Raw genomic sequence first — 25,041 nt, forward strand, 5'->3', positions numbered from 1 at the left:
TGTTCTCCTTGCGATCAGGGCGCGGCGGGTGACTGGTTGCGCAGGCGTTCCTGCACGCGCTTGCGGATGGTGTCGCTGACCCGGTCGCTCAGCTGCAGGCTGGTCAGCAGGTCAGGAATGTTCTCCTCCAGGTTGACGTTGAGGTTCACCGGCCGCCCCTGCTCCAGCGCCGGGTTATGGCCGCTGATGGCCAGGGCCAGGAGCAGGCGGCCGCCTTCAGCATAATCCACGCGGCTGGCCAGGCGCTCGTAGCGGAAGTCGTCGAGCATGGTCGCCACCAGTTGCATGGCCGGGTTGCTCTGGCCGAGGGCGCGGATCTTCTCCGAGCGGAACTGCAGGGTGCCCGGCTGCCGCGCGGCGACCTGGCCGCCCTGGATGCGCAGCCCGCCCGGGCCGAGCAGCAGCGGCAGCTCGCCGTCGAGGATGCCGTTGCCGGCCAGGCCCTCGGCGGGATAGGCCTTGAGGATTTCCTCCAGCAGCACGCCTTGCAGATGCAGGCTCTGCGCGGGGTTTTCGCGGGCCAGTTGCAGCGTGCCGCCGTCCAGCCAGGCGCGGCCGCCGAACAGCTTCAGCTCGGCCTGGCGCCAGTCCAGGCGGCCGGCCAGCGGCTTGTCCAGGCTGGCGCTGTAGCCGCCCTGGAACTGCAGGGGCCCGAGCAGCACGCCGGGGTTGAGCTGTTCCACGCGCAGGCCGGGCAACTGCAGCGTCAGCTGCGAGCCGCGCAGTTGCAGCTTCGCCTCGCCGTCCAGGCCGTGGATCTCGCTGCGGTCGTAGACGCCTTCCAGGCCCCGGCCGTTCAACGTCAGGTCCAGCTGCTGGGCGCCCTGCCCCGGCGGCAGGCGCCACTGCGCGCGTGCCTGCAGGCGGCCGTTGTTCAGGCTAAGCAGCGCCGGCCAGTCGGCCAGGCTGGCCGCCAGCGGGTTGCCGCCGCGCAGGAAGAATTCCGGCAGTTGCGCCGTCAGCTCCAGGCTGCCATCGGCCTGGTGGCGCAGTTCGACGTCGGCGGCCAGGCCCCCGCTGTTCTGCAGCCGGCCCTTGAGCTGTTGCTGCGCCAGGCCAGCGCCGAGCTGGCCCTGGTAGCTCCAGGCGAGCGGCTTGAGGTGCGCCTGGCGCAGCTCGCCAGCCGACAGTTGCACCGCGCCGTCGAAGCCCAGGCTGAAGGGCTGGCCGGCGGCGTAGCCCAGCGCCAGGCTGGCCTTGTCCGTCGTCGCGCCGAGCTTGGCGGCCTTCAGCCCCTGGGGCCCGGTCAGGCTGCCCAGGCTCAGCTTGGCGCCCTTGCCCAGGCGCAGGCTGGCCGCGGCCTGGCCAATCTCGCCGTCCAGCGGCAGGTCGAGCGCCGCCTTGCCCAGGCGCAGGCCGGGCAGTTGCAGGTCCGGCACCTGGGCCTGCAGGCGGGCCTGGCTCAGGGCCAGGGACAAGGCTTCGCCCTCCACCAGCGCCAGCACGCCTTGCAGGCGCAGGTCGCTGGCGCCCTTGCCGCGCAGGTCCAGGCGTACCGCGCCGGGGGTACTGTCGTCGGGTTGCAGGCCCAGGCGCAGGCTGGCCGGGCGCAGGCCCACCGGCAGCGCCTGCAGCCAGTCGCCGTAGAGGTCGGCCAGGTAGAGGTCGCCGTCCAGCACCCGCGGCCGCCATTGCCCCGGCGCGGTCGCGGCCGCCTGCAGCTGCAGGTCGCCCTGCAAGGTGCCCAGGCCCGGCAGCGGCCAGGGCTGCGGCAATTGCATGGCCAGTTCCAGTTCGCCCTGGCTGTCGCGCAGTGCGGGCCAGTCCGGCCAGGGGCCATCGCCGCCCAGGGCGCTGTCCCAGCTCAGGCGCAGGCGCCCGGCCTCGGGCAGGGAAACCGGCAGGGTCGGCGTCGGCAACCAGGGCGCCAGCCAGGCGCGCACGGCGTCCAGCGGCGGCACTCCGGGGCTGGCCAGGCTGCCGCGCCAATGGCGCTCGGTCGGCGCCCAGTTGGCGTCGAGGTCGGCCAGGCGTTCGCCATCCAGATCGGCCTTCAGTGCCAGCCGCCAGGCGTCCTGTTCCGGGTGCAGGGTGCCGTCGACGGCCAGGCGCTGAGCGCCCTGCTGCAGTTCGGCGGCCAGGGATGCGGCATTGCCGGGCAACTGCTGCCAGTGCAGGCTGCCAACCAGGGCGCAGCGCTGCTGCCCGGCGCAAGGCAGTTCGAACTCGGCGCGCTGCAGGACGGCCCGCTGCGGCAGCAGGCCGAGCCACAGGCCCACCTGGTCGGGCGTCGGCCATTCCCCCGCCTCTTCCGTCGCCGCGGCAGCGGGCCAGGAACCCACATGCAACCGCTGCAGCTCCAGGCCACCCAGGCGCCAGCGTCCATCGATGCGCCGCGGCCAGCCCAGGCGCAGCTGATCGGCCTGGATTTCCAGGCGCGAAGCGGATTTTTCCCGCGTTACGGCCAGCCGTTGCAGCGTCAGACCGTCCAATGAAATGCCCGGCCCCTGCCAGTCCAGGCCGGTGATGCCCTGCTCCGCGAGCAGCCGCTGCCAGGCCTGCCCCGCCCAGACGGCGAGCAGCGCGATGAGCAGCGCCAGCAACAGCAGGATTCGGGTACGGGTCGAGCGCATGCCAGGCTCCGGCGGCGAAGTGGAAGGCCCGCGCATCCGGCGCGGACCTGGGAACAGGCTGGCGGCGTGCCCGCAGAAGATCAAGGGGCAGTGATATCCACTGGCTTAACGTCTATATTTGGCGACAATCACCAACCATAAGCACTACCCCCGAGCAGCCTCCATGAGAACCCAGCACCAAAGCCGCCGCGAACTGGACAAGATCGACCGCAACATCCTGCGCATCCTCCAGGAAGAAGGGCGCATTTCCTTCACCGAGCTGGGCGAGCGCGTCGGCCTCTCCACCACCCCCTGCACCGAGCGGGTGCGGCGCCTGGAGCGCGAAGGGATCATCATGGGCTACAACGCCCGGCTGAACCCGCAGTACCTCAAGGCCAGCCTGCTGGTGTTCGTCGAGATCAGCCTGGACTACAAGTCCGGCGACACCTTCGAGGACTTCCGCCGCGCCGTGCTCAAGCTGCCCCACGTGCTGGAATGCCACCTGGTGTCCGGCCACTTCGACTACCTGGTGAAGGCGCGCATCTCGGAGATGGCCTCCTACCGCAAGCTGCTCGGCGACATCCTGCTGAAGCTGCCCCACGTGCGCGAGTCGAAGAGCTACATCGTGATGGAAGAGGTCAAGGAGAGCCTGACCCTGCCGATTCCCGACTGATCGCAACAGCTTGTCGAGTTTTTACGGCTTCCCCCCTTGGCGTGGCGGGAAGCCGGCGTTTATCCTGCGTAAAATTTTAACAACACAATAATCAGGATATCGCACATGAACGCCCGCGTTCGCCTCCCGGTGCACACCGACCAGCACGCCCCTTCCTACTACGCCGCGACCCTCAACCGTCGCATCCAGTGCCCTCCCCTGGCCGGCGAGGAAGTGGCCGACGTGTGCATCATCGGCGGCGGCTTCTCCGGGCTGAACACCGCCATCGAGCTGGCCGAGCGCGGCTTCTCGGTGGTCCTGCTGGAGGCCCGCAAGATCGGCTGGGGCGCCAGCGGGCGCAACGGCGGCCAACTGATCCGCGGCGTCGGCCATGGCGTCGAGCAGTTCGAGCCGGTGGTCGGCAAGGACGGCGTGCGCCAGCTCAAGCTGATGGGCCTTGAGGCGGTGCAGATCGTGCGCCAGCGCGTGGAGAAGTACGGCATCGACTGCGACCTGACCTGGGGCTACTGCGACCTGGCCAACAAGGCCGCGGACCTCGAGGGCTTCCGTGAGGACTACGAAGAGCTCAAGAGCCTGGGCTACACCCACGAGCTGCGCCTGATCCCGCAGGAGGAAATGCGCAGCATCGTCGGTGCCGACTGCTACGTCGGCGGCATGGTGGACATGGGTTCCGGCCACCTGCACCCGCTCAACCTGGCCCTGGGCGAGGCGGCCGCCGCGCAGTCCCTGGGCGTGCGCCTGTTCGAGGACTCGCAGGTCACCCACATCGACTACGGAGCCGAAGTGCGGGTGAGCACCGCCAAGGGCAGCGTGCGCGCCAAGACCCTGGTGATCGGCTGCAACGCCTACCAGAACGGCCTGAACAACTACCTCGACGGCAAGGTGCTGCCCGCCGGCAGCTACGTCATCGCCACCGAACCGTTGCCGGCGGACCTCGCCCACGAGCTGCTGCCGCAGAACATGGCGGTGTGCGACCAGCGCGTGGCCCTGGACTACTACCGCCTTTCCGCCGACAACCGCCTGCTGTTCGGCGGCGCCTGCCACTATTCCGGGCGCGACCCGGCGGACATCGCCGCCTACATGCAGCCGAAGATGCTCAAGGTGTTCCCGCACCTGGCCGACGTGCGCATCGACTACCAGTGGGGCGGCATGATCGGCATCGGCGCCAACCGCCTGCCGCAGATCGGCCGCCTGCCCGGCCAGCCCAACGTGTACTTCGCCCAGGCCTATTCCGGCCACGGGGTGAATGCCACCCACCTGGCCGGCAAGCTGCTCGCCGAGGCCATCGCCGGGCAGCAGGGCGGCGGTTTCGAGCTGTTCGCCAAGGTCCCGCACATCACCTTCCCCGGCGGCAAGCTGCTGCGTTCGCCGCTACTGGCGCTGGGCATGGCCTGGTATCGCTTCAAGGAGGCGCTGAGCGGCTAGAATCTCCGGCAGTTCCGCTGCGGCGGACGGCCTGGAGACTCCCGCTTGCTACAACGCTTCCTGTTGCTGGCGCTGCTGCTGCTCGGCGGCTGCGCCAGCGTTCCCCTGCCCACGCCCTCGCACGCCCTGTCGCCGGGCGGCACGGCCCTCGGCGACGCCGTGCAGCAACGCGCGGCGGCGCACCCCGGCGCCTCCGGCTTCCGCCTGCTGGCCTCCAGCAGCGACGCCTTCCTCGCCCGCGCCGAGCTGATCCGCGCCGCCCAGCGCAGCCTGGACATCCAGTACTACATCGTCCACGACGGCCTCACCACCCGCGCGCTCATCCACGAGCTGCTCAAGGCCGCCGACCGCGGCGTGCGCGTGCGCGTGCTGATCGACGACACCAGCAGCGACGGCTGGGATTACGAGATCGGCGTGCTGGCCGCCCACCCGAACATCCAGGTGCGCCTGTTCAACCCGCTGCACCTGGGCCGCAGCACCGGCATCACGCGCAACCTCGGGCGCCTGTTCAACCTCGCCGAGCAGCACCGGCGCATGCACAACAAGCTGTGGCTGGCCGACAACAGCGTGGCCATCGTCGGCGGGCGCAACCTGGGCGACGAGTACTTCGGCGCCAAGGCGGAGATGAACTTCAGCGACCTCGACCTGCTCGGCGTCGGTCCGGTGGCCACGGAACTGGGGCAGAGCTTCGACCAGTACTGGAACAGCGCCATCAGCCGCCCCATCGAGGACTACCTGTGGGGCCGGCCAGAGCGCGCCGACCTCGAACGCGCCCGGCGGCGCCTGGACAGCTACCTGGAAAAGAGCCGGGTGCGCCACTCCGCCTACCTGCAGCGCCTGCACCTGCGCGAGGCCTCATCGAACCTGGACACCTGGCTCGACGACCTGGTCTGGGCCCCGGGCCGCGCCATCTGGGACGACCCGCTGAAGGTCCTGGACCGCGGCCAGAGCCGCCCGCTGCAGCAGCTGAGCACTCAGCTCGAACCGCTGTTCCGCCAGGTGTCGAAGGAACTGATCCTGGTCTCGGCCTACTTCGTGCCCACCGACAGCGGCGTCACCTACCTCACCGGCCGCGCCGACAACGGCGTCAGCGTGCGCCTGCTGACCAATTCCCTGGAGGCCACCGACGTGCCCGCCGTGCACGCCGGCTACGCGCCCTACCGCATGGCCCTGCTGGAGCACGGCGTGCAGCTCCACGAACTGCGCGCCCAGCCGGACCAGCGCCTGGCCGGCGCGCCCTGGACGGTGCGCGGTTCCAGCAGCGCCAGCTTGCACAGCAAAGCCATCGTCTTCGACCGGCGCCAGGTGTTCATCGGCTCCTTCAACTTCGACCCGCGCTCGATCATCTGGAACACCGAGGTCGGCGTCATCGTCGACAGCCCGGAGCTGGCGGAGCAGACGCGCAAGCTGGCGCTGGCCGGGATGTCGCCCAGTGTCAGCTATCAGGTGCGCATCGACCGCAGCGGCAGCCGACCGAGGCTGACCTGGGTCGACGAGCGCGGCGGCCATCCGCACGTGCTGCACCACGAGCCGGGCAGCCTGTGGCGCCGCTTCAACGCCTGGATTGCCGGGGCCATCGGGCTGGAAAGAATGCTGTAGCAGCGCGCCCTGCGAGCGAAATCTCGGGCAGGGTCCGCTGCCCAGCTTTTCGTAGGAGCGAGCTTGCTCGCGAACCTTTATTCTGCGCGCCGGTCCTCCCCCCCCGTCATTCCCGCGAACGCGGGAACCCAGTTGCCTCAGCTTGGGTGTTTCTGCGCCGCACCGAGTCTGCCCGACCGTCTTGTTTCGCCCCCTCGGGCGAGTCCCTTTTGTCAAACGCCACAAAAGGAACCAAAAAGGCTTGCCCCAACATACGGGCCCGATAAAGCCGGGCTACCCTCACGAACTCCCCCGCCACGGAGGCCCGCCCCGAGGGTACGTCCCTGTAGCCCACGAGGCTCTCGCGACATCCATGTCGCATGACCTCCTGAGCGCGGGTTTCGCTCGGCCTTCTGAAGGGGCGTTTCGGTGCGCTCGGATGTTTCCCTGGAAATCCTGCTTTTCGTAGGAGCGAGCTTGCTCGCGAACCCTGGGTTCCCGCGTTCGCGGGAATGACGAGGTGGGGTTAGGCGTTTCAGGATGACTCAGGATTCTCCCTTCGCTCAGGACAGCCCCCTCTCCCTTCAGGGCGGGGCGCGCAGCCGAGGGTTGGGGAGAGGGCGCTCTTAAACCCAGCACCTAAAGCTCCATTCGCGAGCAAGAACCAGGCATCCCCCCGCTCCTCCGAAGAGCAATGAGCCCTGAACCTAACGCCCGCTAGCCTCCGGCAGTTCATCACCCTGCAACTCCGCCGGCGGCAAGCCCTTGCGCCATACCAGCACGACGAAACCAAAGGCACCCAAGGCCATCATCAGCGGCAGCGCATGGCCGCTCACCCACTGGCTCACCGCGCCGGTGGTCAGCGGCCCGATCAGGCAGCCGATGCCCCACAGCTGGGCGATGTGCGCGTTGGCGCGGACCAGCGCATCGTCGCGGTAGCGCTCGCCGATGAGGATCAGCGACAGGGTGAACAACCCGCCGGCGCTCGCGCCGAACAGCACCAGCACCGGCCAGATCGCCGGCCCGTGCAGCAGCAGCGGGATGCCCAGGCTGCTCAGCAGCAGGACGATGCCGCAGCCCTTGAACAGCGTCTGCCGCGACACCCGGTCGGCCAGCCAGCCGATGGGAAGCTGCAGCAGCGCGTCGCCCACCACCACCACCGTGACCATGGTCAGCGCCACCGCCTGGGTGAAGCCCTGGCGCACGCCGTAGACCGGCAGCAGGGTGAGGATCATCGCCTCGAAACCGGCGAACAGCACCACCGCCCAGGCGATGGCCGGCAGCTTGGCGCAGAAGGCGAACAGGCCGCGCCCCGAGGCGCTGTGCGGGTCCACCCTGGGCGCGCCACCGCGACCGACGAGCAGCAGCGAACCGCACACCAGCAGGCCGACGCCCAGCCAGAAGCCGCGGTCGTCGGCGGTGCCGATGAAGGTCAGCAGCACCGGGCCGGACAGCTGGCTCAGCGCATAGCCGGTGCCGTACAGGGCCACCAGGCGGCCGCGCCATTTCTCCACGGCCAGTTGGTTGATCCAGCTTTCGCCGAGGATGAACACCACGGTCAGTTGCACGCCGATCAGCAGGCGCAGCACCAGCCACACCGGGTAGTTCTGCAGCAGCGCCAGCAGGCCGACGGAAAAGGCTCCGCTGAGCAGGCACCAGCGCATCAGCCGAGGCGTGCCGAGGCGGGCGGCCAGGCGCCCGGAGATCAGCGCGCCGAGCAGCACGCCGGCGGCCGGTGTGGCAGCCATCACGCCGATGGCGAAGCTGCCGTAGCCCCAGCCTTCCAGGCGCAAGGACACCAGCGGCATGGTCAGGCCGAGGGCCAGGCCGATGCTGATGACCGACAGGCAGACAGCAGAATAGGCACCCCAACGCATTGTCGTTCTCCCGTTCCATCCGGAGCGCACTCCGGGCCAGAGGCCGAGCCCGGCGCGCAATGCAAAGCGGCCGGGCTCCCCAAGGGAAACCCGGCCGCGGGTATGGCTCTTTGTCAGAGCCGGCCCCGGCGAGGGGGCCGACCTTGTAAGCCTTTTGACTCTGGACTTCGCCACGGAGGGCGCGAGCTAGAGCCAGGCAAGGCGTGATCGGATTCGGACGCGCAGTTTACTCCAGTAAATGAGCAGGCCGAATCCGATCACAACGCAGCATGGCCGACGCGCAGCCCCTCCGAACGTTACTACAGCTTGATCCAGGTAGCCTTCAGTTCAGTGTACTTGTCGAAGGCGTGCAGCGACTTGTCACGGCCGTTGCCCGACTGCTTGAAGCCACCGAACGGAGCGGTCATGTCGCCGCCGTCGTACTGGTTGATCCACACGCTGCCGGCGCGCAGGGCCCTGCCGATCAGGTGGGCCTTGGACAGGTTGCTGGTCCAGACCGCGGCGGCCAGGCCGTACGGGGTGTCGTTGGCGATGCGCACGGCTTCCTCGGCGTTCTCGAACTCGATCACCGACAGCACCGGCCCGAAGATTTCCTCGCGGGCGATGCGCATGGCGTTGGTCACACCGTCGAAGATGGTCGGCTCGACGTAGGTGCCGCCGGTCTCTTCCAGGGTGCGCTTGCCGCCGGCCACCAGCTTGGCGCCGTCGTCGTGGCCGGCCTGGATGTAGCTCAGCACGTTGTTCATCTGGGTGGTGTCGACCAGCGCGCCGACGTTGGTTTCCGGGTCCAGCGGGTTGCCCGGCTTCCAGGCCTTCAGCGCTTCGACCACCAGCGGCAGGAACTCGGCCTTGATGGATTTCTCCACCAGCAGGCGGGAACCGGCGGTGCACACTTCGCCCTGGTTGAAGGCGATGGCGCTGGCGGCGGACTCGGCGGCGGCCTTCAGGTCAGGCGCGTCGGCGAAGACGATGTTCGGGCTCTTGCCGCCGGCTTCCAGCCATACGCGCTTCATATTCGACTCGCCGGCGTAGACCATCAGTTGCTTGGCGATCTTGGTCGAGCCGGTGAACACCAGGGTGTCGACGTCCATGTGCAGGGCCAGGGCCTTGCCCACGGTGTGGCCGAAGCCCGGCAGGATGTTCAGCACGCCTTTCGGGATGCCGGCCTCGACGGCCAGCTGGGCGACGCGGATGGCGGTCAGCGGCGACTTCTCGGACGGCTTGAGGATCACCGAGTTGCCGGTGGCCAGGGCCGGGCCGAGCTTCCAGCAGGACATCAGCAGGGGGAAGTTCCACGGCACGATGGCGGCGACCACGCCCACGGCTTCGCGGGTGACCAGGCCCAACTGGTCATGCGGGGTGGCGGCGACTTCGTCGTAGACCTTGTCGATGGCTTCGGCATTCCAGCGGATGCTGTTGGCGGCGCTGGCGACGTCGATGTTCAGCGCATCGCTGATCGGCTTGCCCATGTCCAGGGTTTCCAGCAGGGCCAGCTCTTCGGCGTGCTGCATCATCAGCTCGGCGAAGCGGATCATGACCTTCTTGCGCTTGGCCGGCGCCTGGCGCGACCACACGCCGGACTCGAAGGCGGCACGGGCAACCTGCACGGCGCGCTCGGCGTCGGCGGCGTCGCAGCTGGCGACCTTGGCCAGGAAGCGGCCATCCACCGGGCTGATGCAGTCGAAGGTGGCGCCATCGGCGGCATCGACGTACTGGCCGTCGACGAAGGCGCGGCCTTCGATCTTCAGGTTCTGGGCGCGAGCTTCCCAGTCGGCGCGAGTGAGGGTACTCATGACAACTTGTCCTCTTATTGAATTACTTATCGAAGTCCCGGCGCCCCGGGGATGGGCGCGCTGTCAGAAATTCTGCAAGGCGGCGCGAGGGCCACGCTGTCCGCCACCCTAAACCGGGATGGGCGAATTTTCAATATTTTTGACACTTTGGCGCCAAAACGCCTTGTCACGTTCGTTTTATTAAACATAGACTCGATTGATTACGCCTCCGTCCGGGCCCGCCCGCAGTGGCGGAGCACTCGTACAACCCACAATAAAACGAGAGTCAGCATGAACATCGAGCAGATCGTCGACTTCGCCCAGGCCGGCACCACCGCCGAGCACTACCGCCCGGCGCCGGAGAAGGTCCTCAAGGGCGATCCCGAGCAAAGCGTGCGCAACCACTACGCCAGCCCCTGTGGCCAGTTCAACGTCGGCATCTGGGAAGGCGCGGTCGGCCACTGGACCGTCAGCTACACCGAGCACGAATACTGCGAGATCCTCCAGGGCGTGTCGGTGATCCGCGATGCCGACGGCGGCGCCAAGACCGTGCGCACCGGCGATCGCTTCGTTATCCCGGCCGGCTTCAAGGGCACCTGGGAGGTGTTGGAGCCTTGCCGCAAGGTTTATGTGATCTTCGAGCAGAAGGCTTGATAGCTGTTTGACGAAAAAACGCCGCTTTTCCGGTGAGGGGAAGCGGCGTTTTTGTTTCTGCGTGGTGCCCGCATTTCGTAGGAGCGAGCTTGCTCGCGAACAGTGGTTACCGGTGACGTGGGTGTTGGGCTCAAGAGTGCCCTCTCCCCAACCCTCGGCTGCGCGCCCCGCCCTGAAGGGAGAGGGGGCTGTTCGGAGTGGGTGGGGAGTTTGGAGTCAGCCTGGAACACCTAATCCCACATCGTCATTCCCGCGAACGCGGGAACCCAGTGACTGCGGGGTTCGCGAGCAAGCTCGCTCCTACGAAAAGCAAAAGCAGCTCTGCTCTGGCTTTTGCTCTTGGACTTCCAGAGAAACCTCCGCGCACTCCGAAACGCCCCTTCAGAAGGCCGAGCGAAACCCCCGCTCAGGAGGTCATGCGACATGGATGTCGCGAGAGCCCCGCGGGCTACAGGGACGTACCCTCGGGGCGGGCCTCCGTGGCGGGGGAATTCGCGAGGGTAGCCCGACTCTGTCGGGCCCGTATGCGGGGCAAGCCTTTTTGGTTCCTTTTGTGGCGTTTGACAAAAGGGACTCGCCCGAGGGGGCGAAACGAGAAATCTCCGCAGACTCGGAGCGGCGCGCTACACCAAGCAAGAAGGCAGCTGGGTTCCCGCGTTCGCGGGAATGACGAGGGTGGGAGGATGGCGCCTGACCGACACGTCGCTCAGGACAGCCCCCTCTCCCTTCAGGGCGGGGCGCGCAGCCGAGGGTTGGGGAGAGGGCGCTCTTAACCCCAGCACCTACGCCACCCGCAAACTCCGTTCGCGAGCAAGCTCGCTCCTACAAAAGCCCCCGCCATCCAGACATGAAAAAACCCGCCAATTGGCGGGTTTCTTCGCAAGGGCCGGATCAATTACTTGATCTTGGCTTCCTTGTAGATCACGTGCTTGCGAACGACCGGATCGAACTTCTTGATCTCGATCTTCTCAGGCTTGGTGCGCTTGTTCTTGTCGGTGGTGTAGAAGTGGCCGGTACCGGCGCTGGACACCAGACGGATCAGTTCACGCATGATTGCAGCTCCTTAGAATTTTTCGCCGCGGGCGCGCAGGTCGTTCAGGACGGCCTCGATGCCACGCTTGTCGATGATACGCATGCCCTTGGCGGAAACGCGCAGGCGTACGAAGCGCTTCTCGGACTCAACCCAGAAACGGTGGTGCTGCAGGTTCGGCAGGAAACGGCGGCGGGTTTTGTTGTGTGCGTGGGAAATGTTGTTCCCGGTAACCGGACCCTTACCGGTCACTTGGCAAACTCTCGACATGGCTCAGCCCTCTATAAACCACATGCCAAACCCGGCATGGGTTGGCTGCTTGAACTCGTTGATACTCGGTTTCCACCCGGGTCTTACCTGTCCGACCGCCACCCGATTACGGGTCGACGGGGCAGGGCCCCAGAAAAGAGCGCAGCTTTATATCAGAAAGCCGCTTAGTGTCGCAAGGGAGCAAGCGGCTTATCCACATGCCGGCGCAGCGCGGCCGCGGCCCGGCGCCCTTGCCGTTCGTCGCCTTTCACCGTTGTCCCCGGCGGCGGCTTGGTCTAGGGTAGCCGGTTCAAGGCCGACAACGGCCTTGCATGACTGCGCCCAGCCCACGGGACGGGCATTTTCCCACCATTTCCGGAGTCCGTCATGCGTCTGCTTCCCCTCGCCCTGCTGCTCGCCCCCGCCCTGGCCGGCGCCAGCACCCTCAGTGTCTGCACCGAGGCCAGCCCCGACGGCTTCGACGTCGTGCAGTTCAATGCCCTGACCACCACCAACGCCTCGGCCGACGTGCTGATGAACCGTCTGGTGGAGTTCGATGCGGCGCAGGGCAAGGTGGTGCCGAGCCTGGCCGAGAGCTGGACGGTCTCCGCCGACGGCCTGACCTACGACTTCAAGCTGCGCGGCGGAGTGAAGTTCCACCACACCGACTACTTCAGTCCCAGCCGCGAACTGGGCGCCGACGACGTGCTGTTCAGCTTCCGGCGCATGCTCGACCCCGCCGCCCCCTGGCACAAAGTGGCGCAGAGCGGCTTCCCCCACGCCCAGTCGCTGCAGCTGCCGGCCCTGATAAAAGGCCTGGAGAAGGTCGACGAACACCAGGTGCGCTTCACCCTGAGCCACCCCGACGCCACCTTCCTGCCCATGCTCAGCATGGGCTTCGCCTCCATCTATTCCGCCGAGTACGCCGACCAGCTGATGAAGGCCGGCACCCCGGAGAAGCTCAACGCCCAGCCCATCGGCAGCGGCCCCTTCGTCTTCAAGCGCTTCCAGAAGGACGCGCAGATCCGCTACACCGCCAACCCGGACTACTTCGCCGGCAAGCCAGCGGTGGACAACCTGCTGTTCGCCATCACCCCCGACGCCAACGTGCGACTGCAGCGCCTGAAGCGCGGCGAATGCCAGATCGCCCTGTCGCCCAAGCCGCTGGACGTCGAGGCCGCGGCCAAGGACCCGGCCCTGCGCATCGAGCAGACGCCGGCGTTCATGACCGCCTTCGTCGCCCTGAACAGCCAGCACCCGCCGCTGGACAAGCCCGAGGTGCGCCAGGCGATCAACCTCGCCTTCGACCGCCAGACCTACCTGAAGTCGGTGTTCGAGGGCAGCGCCACTGCCGCCGAGGGTGTCTACCCGCCGAACACCTGGAGCTACGCCAAGGACATCCCCGGCTATCCCCACGACCCGGCCCAGGCCAAGGCACTGCTGGAAAAGGCCGGCCTGAAGGACGGCTTCAAGACCACCATCTGGACGCGCCCCAGCGGCAGCCTGCTCAACCCCAACCCGAGCCTGGGCGCGCAGCTGCTACAGGCCGACCTGGCCAAGGTCGGCATCCAGGCCGAGATCCTCGTGATCGAGTGGGGCGAACTGATCCGCCGCGCCAAGGCCGGCGAGCACGACCTGCTGTTCATGGGCTGGGCCGGCGACAACGGCGACCCGGACAACTTCCTCACCCCGCAGTTCTCCTGCGCCAGCGTGAAGTCCGGGCTGAACTTCGCGCGCTTCTGCGACCCGAAGCTGGACGGCCTTATCAGCCAGGGCAAGGCGCTGAGCGCACAGGACAAGCGCAGCGCGCTCTACCACGACGCCCAGCAGCTGATCCACGACCAGGCCCTGTGGCTGCCGCTGGCGCACCCCACGGCCTCGGTGCTGCTGCGCAAGGAGGTCAAGGGCTACGCCGTGAACCCGTTCGGCCGCCAGGACTTCTCCAAGGTCAGCCTCTGAAGCGCCGTTCAACGTGGGGCCGGCGCGATACCGGCCCCACGGCGAGCCTCACACCCAGCCCATCTCCGCCATCGACAGCGGCTCGCCGTCGCCGACGATGAAGTGGTCGAGCACGCGTACGTCCACCAGCGCCAGGGCATCCTTCAGGCGCTGCGTCAGCCTGCGGTCGGCCTGGCTCGGCTCGGTGATGCCCGAGGGATGGTTGTGACTGAGGATCAGCGCCGCGGCGTTGTGCGCCAGGGCGCGTTTGACCACCTGGCGCGGGTAGACGCTGGCGCTGTCGATGGAGCCGTGGAACAGCACCTCGAAGGCCAGGACGCGGTGGCGACCGTCGAGGAACAGGCAGGCGAACACCTCGTGGGCCTCGTGGCGCAGCCGCGCCTTGAGGAAGTCGCGCACCGCCTGCGGGCTCTCCAGGGCGGAATCGCGGCGCAGTTGCTCGGCCAGGTGGCGGCGGGCCATCTCCAGCACCGCCTGCAACTGGGCGTACTTGGCGCGGCCCAGGCCCAGGTGGCTGCTGAAGCTGGCCTGGTCCGCCTCCAGCAGCGCGCGCAGACTGCCGAACTCGTGGAGCAGGCGCCGCGCCAGTTCCACCGCGCTGCAACCGGCCACGCCGGTGCGCAGGAAGATGGCCAGCAGCTCGGCGTCGCTGAGGCTGGCCGCGCCGCGTTCGAGGAGTTTTTCCCGCGGGCGTTCCGCCGCGGGCCAGTGACGAATGCTCATGCAACCTCCCTGTCGAGCCGCCCGCTGTGCCGGGGCGGGCGCTGTGCTATCTTAGCCCGTCCCTTTCGCGCGACCGGAGGCCTGGGGAGGCGTCTCCGGCCCTGACGCGCGTCATCCAATTCCGAAGATAAGGCGGGCCTATGCAGCGGCTCTATCGAAAACGCATCGTCCTCGGCGTGGGCGGCGGTATTGCGGCCTACAAGAGCGCCGAACTGGTCCGCCGCCTGCGCGACCAGGGCGCGGAAGTCCGCGTGGTGATGACCCAGGGCGGCCGTGAGTTCATCACCCCGCTGACGCTCCAGGCGCTGTCCGGCCACCCGGTGCACCTGGACCTGCTCGACCCCGCCGCCGAAGCGGCCATGGGCCACATCGAGCTGGCCCGCTGGGCCGACCTGGTGCTGATCGCCCCGGCCACCGCGGACGTCATGGCGCGCCTGGCCCAGGGCGTGGCCAACGACCTGCTGACCACCCTGGTGCTGGCCACCGACGCCCAGGTCGCCCTGGCCCCGGCGATGAACCAGGCCATGTGGCGCGACCCGGCCACCCAGGCCAATGCCGAACTGCTGCGCGGCCGCGGCCTGCGCTTCTTCGGCCCGGCCGCCGGCAGCCAGGCCTGCGGCGACGTCGGCCCCGGGCGCATGCTCGAGGCCGAGGAGCTGGCCCAGTGCGCCGCCGACTGCTTCCAGTTCCTGTCGCTGACCGGCCAGCACGTGCTGATCACCGCCGGCCCGACCCAGGAAAACATCGACCCGGTGCGCTACATCACCAACCACAGCTCCGGGAAGATGGGCTTCGCCCTGGCCGAGGCCGCCGCCGAAGCCGGCGCGCGGGTGACCCTGGTGACCGGCCCGGTGCACCTGCCGACGCCCGACCGGGTGAGCCGCGTCGACGTGGTCAGCGCCCGCGACATGCTCGCCGCCTGCGAAGCGGCGATGCCGGCCGACCTGCTGATCGCCGCCGCCGCGGTGGCCGACTACCGCCCCGAGCTGGTCGCCACGCAGAAACTGAAGAAGGACCCGACCACGGGCGACGGCCTGCTGCTGCAGCTGGTGCGCAATCCGGATATCCTCGCCACCCTCGCCCAGCGCGCCGACCGGCCGTTCAGCGTGGGCTTCGCCGCGGAGACCGAGAACCTGCTGGAGTACGCCTCGCGCAAGCTCAAGGACAAGAACCTCGACCTGATCGTGGCCAACGACGTGGCCAATCCCTCGATCGGTTTCAACAGCGAAGAGAACGCGATCACCGTGATCGACCGCGAATTGCACGAAACTGCCTTCGCCCAGACCAGCAAGGGCAAGATCGCCCGCCAGCTGATCGCCTTCATCGCCGACCGCCTCAACCAGCACTGAGAACCCGATGCATTCCCTGCAAGCCAAGATCCTCGACCCGCGCCTGGGCGCCGAATTCCCCCTGCCGCAGTACGCCACCCCCGGCTCCGCCGGCCTGGACCTGCGCGCCATGCTCAAGCAGGACACCGTCCTCGAACCCGGCCAGACGCTGCTGATCCCCACCGGCCTGTCCATCTACATCGCCGACCCGGGCCTGGCCGCGCTGGTGCTGCCGCGCTCCGGCCTGGGCCACAAGCACGGCGTGGTGCTGGGCAACCTGGTCGGGCTGATCGACTCGGACTACCAGGGCGAGCTGATGGTCTCCTGCTGGAACCGCGGCAACACCCCCTTCACCATCGCCATCGGCGAGCGCATCGCCCAACTGGTGCTGGTGCCGGTGGTGCAGGCGCATTTCGAGCTGGTCGACAGCTTCGACGAAAGCCAGCGTGGCGCCGGCGGTTTCGGGCACTCGGGCAGCCACTGACACAATCCTCCAGGACGATTCGCCGAGGAGATGTTGCATGAAACTTTTCCAACGCACTGCCAAGGGAACGGCCGACCTGCCGGAAGTCGCCCCGCCGCCGAAGGCTTCGGCGGGCCCGGCGTCCCGGCCGGAACTCAAGTCGCTGCTGCCGGCCCTCGGCGTTGCGACCCTCGGCGTGGCCGCCGCCGGCGTCCTGCTGTGGCTGACGCTGTTCGGCAGCGCCGAGCAGATGCACCGCCAGCAGCTGGCCAGCGCCTGGGGCGAAAGCCAGTCCGGCGTCCTGCGCCAGGCCCTGCTCCAGCTCGCCGCCGACACCCGTAGCGCCGCCGCCAACCCCGCGCTGCTGCCGGCGCTGGCCGACGCCAACAACGCCCGCGCCCTGGAGGCCACCCTCGCCCACTGGCACCAGGACGGCCTGGTGGACGTCCACCTCAACGCCAGCGGCCAGGCCAGCCAGGACAACCAGCGCCCCGGCCCGCTGAACTACGCCGCCCTGGACATGCTGCGCCGCGCCGAGAGCGGGCAGAACGTCGCCCCCGAGGCCTACCGCGTCGGCCAGCGCTGGCTGCTCTACAGCGCCACCGCGCTGCGCGGCCCGGACAACGCCATCCAGGGCAGCCTGATGCTGGTCTTCGACCTGCAGCGCCTGCTCAAGGCCCTGCCGGACATGCCCGCCGACACCGGCCAGCTGCAGCTGGCCCAGCAGTTCGGCAGCTCGCCGGCGCAGGTCCTGCTGCAACGCGGCGAGGCCGGCAACGCCGCGCCGCTGAACCTGGCCAGCGGCAACCCGAACTGGAAACTCAGCTTCACCCCCGGCCCGGCCCTGACCGCCGCGCTGTATCCGCCGGCGCTGCTGGGCTGCGCCGCACTGCTGGCGCTGGCCGGCGCGCTGCTCGGCGTGTACCTCGCGCAGAGCGCCCTGCAACGGCGCCTGCGCCAGGACGCCCAGGCCATCGGTCAGTACTTGCAGGAACTCGGTGGCCAGCGCACTGCCAAAGCACCTGAAGTCGGCCTCGCCGCACTGCAACCGCTGGCCCAGGCGCTGGCGCGGCAGCCCAGGCGAAAGGCCGAGCCCCCGGCCCCCGCCAGCCCCGCACCGGCCCCCGAGCCCCGCCCAGTGGCGGCGAAGATCGACAAGCCGGCCAGCGCCGAGACGCAGCTGGTCGACCCACTGTTCCAGAACACCGACATTCTGGACATCGACATTCTTGATGAAGACCAGGACCTCCTGGGATTGGAGCAAACCCCCGCCATGAGCACGCCCAAAGCCCCGCAACTGCCCGCCAGCATCTTCCGCGCCTACGATATCCGCGGCGTGGTCGGCGACACCCTGACCGCCGAGACCGCCTACTGGGTGGGCCGCGCCATCGGTTCCGAGAGCCTGGCCCGCGGCGAGCCCTGCGTCAGCGTCGGCCGCGACGGCCGCCTGTCGGGCCCGGAGCTGGTCCAGCAACTGATCCAGGGCCTGCTCGACTGCGGCTGCCAGGTCACCGACATCGGCATGGTGCCGACCCCGGTGCTGTACTACGCGGCCAACGTCCTGGAAGGCAAGTCGGGCGTGATGCTCACCGGCAGCCACAACCCGCCGAACTACAACGGCTTCAAGATCGTCGTCGCTGGCGAGACCCTGGCCAACGAGCAGATCCAGGCCCTGCGCGAGCGCATCGAGAACAACGACCTCGCCAGCGGCGTGGGCAACGTGCAGCAGGTGGACATCCTGCCGCGCTACTTCCAGCAGATCCGCGACGACATCGCCCTGGCCAAGCCGCTGAAAGTGGTGGTGGACTGCGGCAACGGCGTCGCCGGCGTGATCGCCCCGCAACTGATCGAGGCCCTGGGCTGCACCGTCATCCCGCTGTACTGCGACGTCGACGGTACCTTCCCCAACCACCACCCGGACCCGGGCAAGCCGGAGAACCTCGAAGACCTGATCGCCAAGGTCAGGGAAACCGGCGCCGACCTCGGCCTGGCCTTCGACGGCGACGGCGACCGCGTGGGCGTGGTGACCAACGAAGGCACCATCATCTACCCCGACCGCCTGCTGATGCTGTTCGCCAAGGACGTGGTCTCGCGCAATCCCGGCGCCGACATCATCTTCGACGTCAAGTGCACCCGCCGCCTGATCTCCCTCATCAGCGGCTACGGCGGCCGCCCGGTGATGTGGAAGACCGGCCACTCGCTGATCAAGAAGAAGATGAAGGAAACCGGCGCGCTGCTGGCCGGCGAGATGAGCGGCCACATCTTCTTCAAGGAGCGCTGGTTCGGCTTCGACGACGGCATCTACAGCGCCGCCCGCCTGCTGGAGATCATCAGCCTCGACAAACGCGACAGCGAGCATGTGTTCTCGGCCTTCCCGCTGGACGTCTCAACACCGGAAATCAACATCACCGTCACCGACGAGAGCAAGTTCGCCCTGATCGAAGCGCTGCAGCGCGACGGCCAGTGGGGCGAGGCCAACCTCACCACCCTCGACGGCGTGCGTGTCGATTATCCCAAGGGCTGGGGCCTGGTACGCGCCTCCAACACCACGCCGGTGCTGGTGCTGCGCTTCGAGGCGGATTCCGAAGCCGAACTGGAACGCATCAAGGACGTGTTCCGCAACCAGCTCAAGGCGGTCGACCCCGCCCTGACCATCCCCTTCTGACCTGACCATGCCGGAGTCCAGCACCATGTCCCAGAGCCGCGATGACGCAGCCCAGGTAGCCCGCGTCCTTGCCGAAGCGCTTCCCTACATCCGCCGTTTCGTCGGCAAGACGCTGGTCATCAAGTACGGCGGCAACGCCATGGAGACCGACGAGCTGAAGAACAGCTTCGCCCGCGACGTGGTGCTGATGAAGGCGGTCGGCATCAACCCGGTGGTGGTGCACGGCGGCGGCCCGCAGATCGGCGACCTGCTCAACCGCCTGTCCATCGAGAGCCACTTCATCGACGGCATGCGCGTCACCGACGCGCAGACCATGGACGTGGTGGAGATGGTCCTCGGCGGCCAGGTGAACAAGGACATCGTCAACCTGATCAACCGCCACGGCGGCAGCGCCATCGGCCTGACCGGCAAGGACGCCGAGCTGATCCGCGCGAAGAAGCTCACCGTCACCCGCCAGACGCCGGAGATGACCAAGCCGGAAATCATCGACATCGGCCACGTCGGCGAAGTCACCGGGGTCAACACCGAGCTGCTGAACATGCTGGTCAGGGGCGACTTCATCCCGGTGATCGCGCCCATCGGCGTGGGCGCCAACGGCGAGTCGTACAACATCAACGCAGACCTGGTCGCGGGCAAGGTGGCCGAGGCGCTGAAGGCCGAGAAGCTGATGCTGCTGACCAACATCGCCGGCCTGATGGACAAGCAGGGCCAGGTGCTCACCGGCCTGACCACCGAGCAGGTCGACAGCCTGATCGCCGACGGCACCATCTACGGCGGCATGCTGCCGAAGATCCGCTGCGCCCTGGAAGCGGTGCAGGGCGGCGTGACCAGCGCGCACATCATCGATGGCCGCGTGCCCAACGCCGTGCTGCTGGAAATCTTCACCGACAGCGGCGTCGGCACCCTGATCAGCAACCGCAAGCCGCGCCACTGAGCACTACCCGCCACGGCGCCCGCCGTGGCGGTTCCCCTCTGCCTCCCGGAGGCCGCAATGCCTTCAGCCTTTCCCGAACGCCATGAATTCCGCTTCTTCCACGGCCTGCGCGTGCGCTGGTCGGAAGTCGACCCGCAGGGCATCGTCTTCAACGGCAACTACCTGACCTACGCGGACGTCGCCACCACCGAGTACTACCGCAACCTGGAGATCCGCTACCCGGCCGACCTGCTGCGCGGCGGCGGCGACCTGTTCGCGGTGAAGAGCAGCCTGGAGTACTTCGCCCCGGCGCGCTACGACGACTGGCTGGACATGGGCGTGCGCGTCGCCCGCCTTGGGCGCAGCAGCCTGACCTTCCAGGTGGCGATCTGGTGCGAGGAGCAGCCGCTGACCCTCGGCGAGCTGATCTACGCCTACGCCAACGACCAGCGACAGAGCCAGCCCCTGCCGGGCTGGCTGCGCGAGCGCATCACGAAATTCGAGCACTTGCCCGTCGACTGACGGACTAGCGGGAGGCGCCGAGCAATTGCGCGAGGCGCGCGCGGTCCGCCTCGAAGGCAGCCTTGGCCTGGGCGCGCAGCTGCTGGTAGTGGGCGATGTCGCGCAGCAGGCGCTGCTCCTCGTCCTTCAGGTTGGCCAACTGCTCGACCAACTGCTGTGGCACCTGGCGCCCGGCGCGCTCGGCGTCGGCGGCCTGGGCCTGCAGGTTGCCCTGCTGCGTCTTCAGCGACTGCAGGTTGCCCCGGGCCACGCTGCTCAGGCCATCCAGCTCGGACAGCTTGCGCTCGCGGGCGCGGTCGACGTCCTCGACGCTGGTGTACAGGCGCAGCAGCTGGGCATCGGAACTGGCCTGGGCGGCAGCGGCCTTGCGCTGCTGGATTTCCTCCGCGGTCGGCGCCGGCGGCACCACACGGATCACCCGCCCCTGCTCGTTGAGCACCTCGTAGCCCTTGCCGATGTACTGCGACGGCACGCCCAGGCGGTCGATGACGGTCACGCCCTTGTCGTTGACGTAGCGGTACATCTCGACGGCGCCGCCGGACGAGGGATTGCCGGCGGCATTCGCCGCCAGCGCCGGCCCGGCCAGCCCGAAGACCAGCCACCCCATCAATGCACCACGGCGAAAAGCACCCTGCTTGGCCATGCCGGACACCCTGTTCTGGTTAGATTCCGTACTGCGCGCGATAGGCCTCGACCGCCGGCAGGTGACGCTTGAGCTCGGCGTCGCCGGCCAGGTATTCGAGGACCTGCTCCAGGGACACGATGCTGACCACCGGCATGCCGAAGTCGCGCTCCACTTCCTGGATCGCCGACAGCTCGCCCTTGCCGCGCTCCTGGCGGTTCAGCGCGATCAGCGTGCCGGCGGCCTTGGCGCCCTGGGCCTCGATGATCTGCATGACCTCGCGGATCGCGGTGCCGGCGGTGATCACGTCGTCGACGATCAGCACCCGGCCGGCCAGCGGCGCGCCCACCAGGGTGCCGCCTTCGCCGTGGTCCTTGGCTTCCTTGCGGTTGAAGCACCAGGGCAGGTCGCGCCCGTGCTGCTCGGCCAGCGCCACCGCTGTAGCGGCCGCCAGCGGGATTCCTTTATAGGCCGGGCCGAACAGGACATCGAAATCGATGCCGCTGTCCACGACCGCGGCGGCGTAGAAGCGCCCCAGCCGGGCCAATGCCAGGCCACTGTTGAACAGGCCGGCATTGAAGAAGTAGGGACTGGTGCGCCCGGACTTGAGGGTGAATTCACCGAAGCGCAGTACGCCGCGCTCGATGGCGAAACGGATGAAATCGCGTTGATATGCCTGCATAGGATTAGAACCGGCCGGTATGAATTTAGCTAAACCGTTTGAGCTCGGGTATCATACACACACGTGATTTTGGGGGCCATTTATGCGGATCATCAGTGTGAACGTGAATGGTATTCAGGCTGCAGCCGAGCGGGGATTGCTCAGCTGGTTGCAAGCCCAGAATGCCGACGTGATCTGCTTGCAGGATACCCGCGCCTCCGCTTTCGATCTGGACGACCCGTCCTACCAGCTGGACGGCTACTTCCTGTACGCCTGCGACGCCGAAGTGCCCAGCCAGGGTGGCGTCGCAATCTATAGTCGTCTGCAACCCAAGGCCGTCATAAGCGGGCTGGGTTTCGAGATGGCCGATCGTTACGGGCGCTACCTGCAAGCCGATTTCGATAAGGTGAGTATTGCCAGCATTCTTCTGCCGAGCGGGCAGGAGGGTGACGAGAACCTGAACCAGAAGTTCAAGTTCATGGAAGACTTCGCCGCCTACCTGAACAAGCAGCGCCGCAAGCGCCGCGAGTACATCTATTGTGGGTCGCTGTACCTGGCCCACAACAAGCTGGACGTGAAGAACTGGCGCGAATGCCAGCAGATGCCCGGCTTCCTCGCGCCCGAGCGCGGCTGGATGGACGAGGTGTTCGGCAACATGGGCTACGTCGATGCCCTGCGCGAGGTCAATCGCGAAGGCGACCAGTACAGCTGGTGGCCGGACAGCGAGCAGGCCGAGATGCTGAACCTGGGCTGGCGCTTCGACTACCAGATCCTCACCCCGGGTCTGCGCCGCTTCGTGCGCAGCGCCAAGCTGCCACGGCAGCCGCGCTTCTCGCGCCACGCGCCGCTGATCATCGACTACGACTGGACGTTGAGCATCTGACGGCAGCCCGCGCCCTCCCGGCCGATCGCCGGCCTTGCCGGCGGGATCGCGGACAAAGTCCGCTCCTACGGGGATATGTCGTACCGCATGACCAAGGCGCCCGGCACGGCGGCGTATAACCGCGAACGGTTATACGCCCTACGGCCCTGGGTTCCCGCGTTCGCGGGAATGACGTCGGGAAACATACTCGCACCCGTCATTCCCGCGAACGCGGGAACCCAATAGACATGCTCCTACGCCACCCCACCCGCGCCATTCCCCTGTAGGAGCGCGCCCTGCGCGCGAATCGCGGGCAGGGCCCGCTCCTACAAAGAGCGCTTTCGCCTACTTCAACGGCCGCCAGGTGAACGGATAGCGGTAGTCGCGGCCCTCGTTGGCCTTGACTCCGGCGATCACGGTCAGCACCAGGGCGCCGGCGCAGACCAACGCCAGCAGCAGGAAGCCGATCACCAGCAGGCAGAGGAAGAAGCTGACCAGCATCGCCAGGCTGACGGTGATCTGGAAGTTCAGCGCTTCCTTGCCCTGGCTGTCGACGAAGGGATCGGACTCGCGCTTGATCTGCCAGACGATCAGCGGCCCCAGCAGGTTGCCGAAGGGAAAGACCAGCCCGAGGAAGGCGGAGAAGTGGCAGAACATCGCCCACTGCCGGGCTTCCTGGCTCGGCCGCGCTTGCAGTTCGTCGTTCATCCCCGTCCCTCCCGCGTCAGTCGGCCAGCGCGGCGCGCTGCAGTTCGAAGATTTCCTGCATGCCCTGCTGCGCCAGCTCCAGCATGGCGTTCAGCTCGGCCGGCTTGAACGGCTCGCCCTCGGCGGTGCCCTGCACCTCGATGAAGCCGCCGGCGTCGGTCATCACCACGTTCAAGTCGGTCTCGGCGGCGGAGTCTTCGAGGTAGTCCAGGTCGAGCACCGGCACGCCCTGGTAGATGCCCACGGAGACCGCGGCGACCATCTGCTTGAGCGGGTTGCCCTTGAGCGCGCCGCGCTTCTTCAGCACCGCCAGGGCGTCGATCAGCGCCACGGTGGCGCCGGTGATGGACGCGGTGCGGGTGCCGCCGTCGGCCTGGATCACGTCGCAGTCGATGTACAGGGTGTTCTCGCCCAGCTTGGTCAGGTCCAGCGCGGCGCGCAGCGAACGGCCGATCAGACGCTGGATTTCCAGGGTGCGGCCGCCCTGCTTGCCGCGGCTGGCCTCGCGCGCATTCCGCTCGCCGGTGGAGCGCGGCAGCATGCCGTACTCGGCGGTCAGCCAGCCCTGCCCCTGGCCCTTGAGGAAGCGCGGCACGCCGCTCTCGGCGCTCACGGTGCAGATCACCTTGGTGTCGCCGAACTCCACCAGAACCGAACCCTCGGCATGCTTGGTGTAGTGGCGGGTGATGCGGATCGGGCGCAACTGGTCGGCGGCGCGGCCACTGGGACGGTTCATCGAGACTTCCTATGCGAGATTGGATCGGATACTGGCCGCCATTATAGAGGCCCCGGCAGCCAGGCAACCACCGCCGGCGTGCGGCGGCCGGCCCCGCTGGGGTACAATTGCCGGTTCACGATGACATTTCATCGCTTTCAGCCGAATCACAGCGAGGTAGCCCCATGGTTCACAGCATGACCGCCTTCGCCCGCGTCGAACGGGCCGGGACCAATGGGACCCTGAGCTGGGAACTGCGCTCGGTGAACCACCGCTACCTGGAACCCAACCTGCGCCTGCCGGAAACCTTCCGCGACCTCGAAGGGCCGGTGCGCGAGGCGCTGCGCCAGGGCCTGTCGCGCGGCAAGGTGGAATGCACCCTGCGCTTCAACGAGGACACCGCCGGCAAACCGCTGCAGGTCGACCGCGAGCGCGCCGCGCAGCTGGTGGCCGCCGCCGAGGGCGTGGCCGCGCTGATCAAGCAGCCGGCGCCGATCGACCCGCTGGCCGTGCTGGCCTGGCCGGGCGTGCTGGTGGGCGACGCCGCCGACCCGCAGGCGCTCAACGCCGAAGCCATGACCGCCTTCAACCAGGCGCTGGACGAGCTCAAGGCCGGCCGTGCCCGCGAAGGCGCGGAGCTGGCGCGGATCATCGACGAACGCCTGGGCGCCATGCAGGAAGAAGTGGCCAACCTGCGCGAACTGGTGCCGCAGATGCTCGGCAACCAGCGGCAGAAGATCCTCGACCGCTTCGCTGAACTGAAGCTGGAAGCCGACCCGCAGCGCCTGGAGCAGGAAATGGTCCTGCTGGCGCAGAAGAGCGACGTCGCCGAGGAACTCGACCGCCTGAGCACCCACGTCGCCGAGGTGCGCCGCGTGCTCAAGGCCGGTGGCGCCGCCGGCCGCCGCCTGGACTTCCTCATGCAGGAACTCAACCGCGAGGCCAACACCCTCGGCTCCAAGGCCTTCGACCCGCGCTCGACCCAGGCCGCGGTGAACCTCAAGGTGCTCATCGAACAGATGCGCGAGCAGGTCCAGAATATCGAGTGAGCCGCACGCTCGCTTTCCACCCATAGCCCCAGGATTCAGTC

The 25,041-nt window shown here is 67.9% G+C and carries 22 protein-coding genes; 12 read left to right on the forward strand and 10 right to left on the reverse strand.

The genetic code is table 11. The features are described from left to right. Positions 1-14 precede the first annotated feature (14 nt). A complete protein-coding gene (locus tag BM060_RS22695) occupies positions 15-2,573 on the reverse strand; it encodes an intermembrane phospholipid transport YdbH family protein (protein ID WP_074983215.1) in 2,559 nt (852 codons plus the stop codon). 163 nt (positions 2,574-2,736) lie between these two features. Here BM060_RS22695 and dadR point away from each other — a divergent pair, with 163 nt between their 5' ends. From dadR to BM060_RS22710, 3 genes are all read left to right on the forward strand, one after another. Then, positions 2,737-3,225, forward strand: a complete 489-nt coding sequence (gene dadR / locus BM060_RS22700) for a transcriptional regulator DadR (RefSeq protein WP_009614106.1) — start codon at positions 2,737-2,739, stop codon at positions 3,223-3,225. 105 nt (positions 3,226-3,330) lie between these two features. Further along, positions 3,331-4,650, forward strand: a complete 1,320-nt coding sequence (locus BM060_RS22705) for an NAD(P)/FAD-dependent oxidoreductase (protein ID WP_074983217.1) — start codon at positions 3,331-3,333, stop codon at positions 4,648-4,650. Positions 4,651-4,695: 45 nt separating this feature from the next. Next, the gene (locus tag BM060_RS22710) at positions 4,696-6,249 is read left to right on the forward strand and encodes a phospholipase D family protein (RefSeq protein ID WP_074983220.1); all 1,554 of its coding nucleotides are present in this window, start codon (positions 4,696-4,698) and stop codon (positions 6,247-6,249) included. Positions 6,250-6,935: 686 nt separating this feature from the next. On the opposite strand, the gene BM060_RS22715 is transcribed toward BM060_RS22710, so the two are convergent. Together BM060_RS22715 and BM060_RS22720 are read right to left on the reverse strand one after the other, a co-directional pair. Then, positions 6,936-8,105, reverse strand: coding sequence for an MFS transporter (locus BM060_RS22715; RefSeq protein ID WP_074983223.1), 1,170 nt, complete (start codon positions 8,103-8,105; stop codon positions 6,936-6,938). Positions 8,106-8,404: 299 nt separating this feature from the next. Next, positions 8,405-9,898 carry an aldehyde dehydrogenase gene (locus BM060_RS22720; protein ID WP_074983226.1) on the reverse strand — a complete coding sequence of 498 codons (1,494 nt, stop codon included), beginning with the start codon at positions 9,896-9,898 and terminating at the stop codon, positions 8,405-8,407. A 270-nt stretch (positions 9,899-10,168) separates the two neighbouring features. Here BM060_RS22720 and BM060_RS22725 point away from each other — a divergent pair, with 270 nt between their 5' ends. Beyond that, positions 10,169-10,531 carry a cupin domain-containing protein gene (locus BM060_RS22725; protein WP_074983228.1) on the forward strand — a complete coding sequence of 121 codons (363 nt, stop codon included), beginning with the start codon at positions 10,169-10,171 and terminating at the stop codon, positions 10,529-10,531. A gap of 895 nt (positions 10,532-11,426) precedes the next feature. Here BM060_RS22725 and rpmG read toward each other — a convergent pair. Both rpmG and rpmB read right to left on the reverse strand, forming a co-directional pair. Then, positions 11,427-11,582 (reverse strand): 50S ribosomal protein L33, encoded by a 156-nt coding sequence (gene rpmG, locus BM060_RS22730; RefSeq protein ID WP_009614117.1) that lies wholly within the window; start codon positions 11,580-11,582, stop codon positions 11,427-11,429. Between the two features lie 12 nt (positions 11,583-11,594). Continuing rightward, complete coding sequence (gene rpmB / locus BM060_RS22735) at positions 11,595-11,831, reverse strand: 50S ribosomal protein L28 (protein WP_009614118.1); 237 nt, start codon at positions 11,829-11,831, stop codon at positions 11,595-11,597. Positions 11,832-12,197: 366 nt separating this feature from the next. On the opposite strand from rpmB, the gene BM060_RS22740 reads away from it, so the two are divergent. Further along, the gene (locus tag BM060_RS22740; protein WP_074983230.1) at positions 12,198-13,769 is read left to right on the forward strand and encodes an ABC transporter substrate-binding protein; all 1,572 of its coding nucleotides are present in this window, start codon (positions 12,198-12,200) and stop codon (positions 13,767-13,769) included. Positions 13,770-13,817: 48 nt separating this feature from the next. On the opposite strand, the gene radC is transcribed toward BM060_RS22740, so the two are convergent. Continuing rightward, positions 13,818-14,492 carry a RadC family protein gene (gene radC, locus BM060_RS22745; protein ID WP_074983232.1) on the reverse strand — a complete coding sequence of 225 codons (675 nt, stop codon included), beginning with the start codon at positions 14,490-14,492 and terminating at the stop codon, positions 13,818-13,820. Between the two features lie 140 nt (positions 14,493-14,632). On the opposite strand from radC, the gene coaBC reads away from it, so the two are divergent. The 5 genes from coaBC to BM060_RS22770 are packed head-to-tail and all read left to right on the forward strand — an operon-like array spanning position 14,633 to position 20,383. Beyond that, a complete protein-coding gene (gene coaBC / locus BM060_RS22750) occupies positions 14,633-15,841 on the forward strand; it encodes a bifunctional phosphopantothenoylcysteine decarboxylase/phosphopantothenate--cysteine ligase CoaBC (protein WP_074983234.1) in 1,209 nt (402 codons plus the stop codon). Between the two features lie 7 nt (positions 15,842-15,848). Further along, a complete protein-coding gene (dut, locus tag BM060_RS22755) occupies positions 15,849-16,304 on the forward strand; it encodes a dUTP diphosphatase (RefSeq protein WP_009614122.1) in 456 nt (151 codons plus the stop codon). Between the two features lie 37 nt (positions 16,305-16,341). Then, positions 16,342-18,948 (forward strand): phosphomannomutase/phosphoglucomutase, encoded by a 2,607-nt coding sequence (locus tag BM060_RS22760; RefSeq protein WP_074983236.1) that lies wholly within the window; start codon positions 16,342-16,344, stop codon positions 18,946-18,948. 25 nt (positions 18,949-18,973) lie between these two features. Beyond that, the gene (argB, locus tag BM060_RS22765; protein ID WP_043315009.1) at positions 18,974-19,882 is read left to right on the forward strand and encodes an acetylglutamate kinase; all 909 of its coding nucleotides are present in this window, start codon (positions 18,974-18,976) and stop codon (positions 19,880-19,882) included. 57 nt (positions 19,883-19,939) lie between these two features. Beyond that, on the forward strand, positions 19,940-20,383 hold the full coding sequence (locus BM060_RS22770; protein WP_074983239.1) for an acyl-CoA thioesterase: 444 nt from the start codon (positions 19,940-19,942) through the stop codon (positions 20,381-20,383). Positions 20,384-20,387: 4 nt separating this feature from the next. On the opposite strand, the gene BM060_RS22775 is transcribed toward BM060_RS22770, so the two are convergent. Next, positions 20,388-21,026, reverse strand: coding sequence for a DUF4124 domain-containing protein (locus tag BM060_RS22775; RefSeq protein WP_135499849.1), 639 nt, complete (start codon positions 21,024-21,026; stop codon positions 20,388-20,390). A 19-nt stretch (positions 21,027-21,045) separates the two neighbouring features. Next, positions 21,046-21,687 carry an orotate phosphoribosyltransferase gene (gene pyrE, locus BM060_RS22780; protein WP_074983242.1) on the reverse strand — a complete coding sequence of 214 codons (642 nt, stop codon included), beginning with the start codon at positions 21,685-21,687 and terminating at the stop codon, positions 21,046-21,048. Positions 21,688-21,769: 82 nt separating this feature from the next. Here pyrE and crc point away from each other — a divergent pair, with 82 nt between their 5' ends. Beyond that, on the forward strand, positions 21,770-22,549 hold the full coding sequence (gene crc, locus BM060_RS22785; RefSeq protein WP_009614136.1) for a catabolite repression control protein Crc: 780 nt from the start codon (positions 21,770-21,772) through the stop codon (positions 22,547-22,549). Between the two features lie 324 nt (positions 22,550-22,873). Here the strand turns inward: crc and BM060_RS22790 are convergent, their stop codons facing one another. Both BM060_RS22790 and rph read right to left on the reverse strand, forming a co-directional pair. Further along, complete coding sequence (locus BM060_RS22790) at positions 22,874-23,236, reverse strand: DUF4870 domain-containing protein (RefSeq protein ID WP_043268113.1); 363 nt, start codon at positions 23,234-23,236, stop codon at positions 22,874-22,876. 16 nt (positions 23,237-23,252) lie between these two features. Then, positions 23,253-23,972, reverse strand: coding sequence for a ribonuclease PH (gene rph, locus BM060_RS22795; protein WP_009614139.1), 720 nt, complete (start codon positions 23,970-23,972; stop codon positions 23,253-23,255). A gap of 164 nt (positions 23,973-24,136) precedes the next feature. On the opposite strand from rph, the gene BM060_RS22800 reads away from it, so the two are divergent. Continuing rightward, positions 24,137-25,000 (forward strand): YicC/YloC family endoribonuclease, encoded by an 864-nt coding sequence (locus tag BM060_RS22800; protein ID WP_043315007.1) that lies wholly within the window; start codon positions 24,137-24,139, stop codon positions 24,998-25,000. Positions 25,001-25,041 lie beyond the last annotated feature (41 nt).

Origin of the sequence: Pseudomonas citronellolis (genome assembly GCF_900112375.1) — a bacterium.
Taxonomy (GTDB): domain Bacteria; phylum Pseudomonadota; class Gammaproteobacteria; order Pseudomonadales; family Pseudomonadaceae; genus Pseudomonas; species Pseudomonas citronellolis.

Excerpts from the sequence above, each read along its gene's own strand:
- dadR (WP_009614106.1), top strand. The coding sequence starts at position 2,737 with ATGAGAACCCAGCACCAAAGCCGCCGCGAACTGGACAAGATCGACCGC.
- pyrE (WP_074983242.1), bottom strand. The coding sequence starts at position 21,687 with ATGCAGGCATATCAACGCGATTTCATCCGTTTCGCCATCGAGCGCGGC.
- BM060_RS22775 (WP_135499849.1), bottom strand. The coding sequence starts at position 21,026 with ATGGCCAAGCAGGGTGCTTTTCGCCGTGGTGCATTGATGGGGTGGCTG.
- BM060_RS22760 (WP_074983236.1), top strand. The coding sequence starts at position 16,342 with ATGAAACTTTTCCAACGCACTGCCAAGGGAACGGCCGACCTGCCGGAA.
- BM060_RS22705 (WP_074983217.1), top strand. The coding sequence starts at position 3,331 with ATGAACGCCCGCGTTCGCCTCCCGGTGCACACCGACCAGCACGCCCCT.
- BM060_RS22790 (WP_043268113.1), bottom strand. The coding sequence starts at position 23,236 with ATGAACGACGAACTGCAAGCGCGGCCGAGCCAGGAAGCCCGGCAGTGG.
- crc (WP_009614136.1), top strand. The coding sequence starts at position 21,770 with ATGCGGATCATCAGTGTGAACGTGAATGGTATTCAGGCTGCAGCCGAG.
- BM060_RS22695 (WP_074983215.1), bottom strand. The coding sequence starts at position 2,573 with ATGCGCTCGACCCGTACCCGAATCCTGCTGTTGCTGGCGCTGCTCATC.
- BM060_RS22800 (WP_043315007.1), top strand. The coding sequence starts at position 24,137 with ATGGTTCACAGCATGACCGCCTTCGCCCGCGTCGAACGGGCCGGGACC.
- BM060_RS22770 (WP_074983239.1), top strand. The coding sequence starts at position 19,940 with ATGCCTTCAGCCTTTCCCGAACGCCATGAATTCCGCTTCTTCCACGGC.
- radC (WP_074983232.1), bottom strand. The coding sequence starts at position 14,492 with ATGAGCATTCGTCACTGGCCCGCGGCGGAACGCCCGCGGGAAAAACTC.
- rpmB (WP_009614118.1), bottom strand. The coding sequence starts at position 11,831 with ATGTCGAGAGTTTGCCAAGTGACCGGTAAGGGTCCGGTTACCGGGAAC.
- BM060_RS22740 (WP_074983230.1), top strand. The coding sequence starts at position 12,198 with ATGCGTCTGCTTCCCCTCGCCCTGCTGCTCGCCCCCGCCCTGGCCGGC.
- BM060_RS22715 (WP_074983223.1), bottom strand. The coding sequence starts at position 8,105 with ATGCGTTGGGGTGCCTATTCTGCTGTCTGCCTGTCGGTCATCAGCATC.
- BM060_RS22720 (WP_074983226.1), bottom strand. The coding sequence starts at position 9,898 with ATGAGTACCCTCACTCGCGCCGACTGGGAAGCTCGCGCCCAGAACCTG.
- coaBC (WP_074983234.1), top strand. The coding sequence starts at position 14,633 with ATGCAGCGGCTCTATCGAAAACGCATCGTCCTCGGCGTGGGCGGCGGT.
- dut (WP_009614122.1), top strand. The coding sequence starts at position 15,849 with ATGCATTCCCTGCAAGCCAAGATCCTCGACCCGCGCCTGGGCGCCGAA.
- rph (WP_009614139.1), bottom strand. The coding sequence starts at position 23,972 with ATGAACCGTCCCAGTGGCCGCGCCGCCGACCAGTTGCGCCCGATCCGC.
- BM060_RS22725 (WP_074983228.1), top strand. The coding sequence starts at position 10,169 with ATGAACATCGAGCAGATCGTCGACTTCGCCCAGGCCGGCACCACCGCC.
- argB (WP_043315009.1), top strand. The coding sequence starts at position 18,974 with ATGTCCCAGAGCCGCGATGACGCAGCCCAGGTAGCCCGCGTCCTTGCC.
- rpmG (WP_009614117.1), bottom strand. The coding sequence starts at position 11,582 with ATGCGTGAACTGATCCGTCTGGTGTCCAGCGCCGGTACCGGCCACTTC.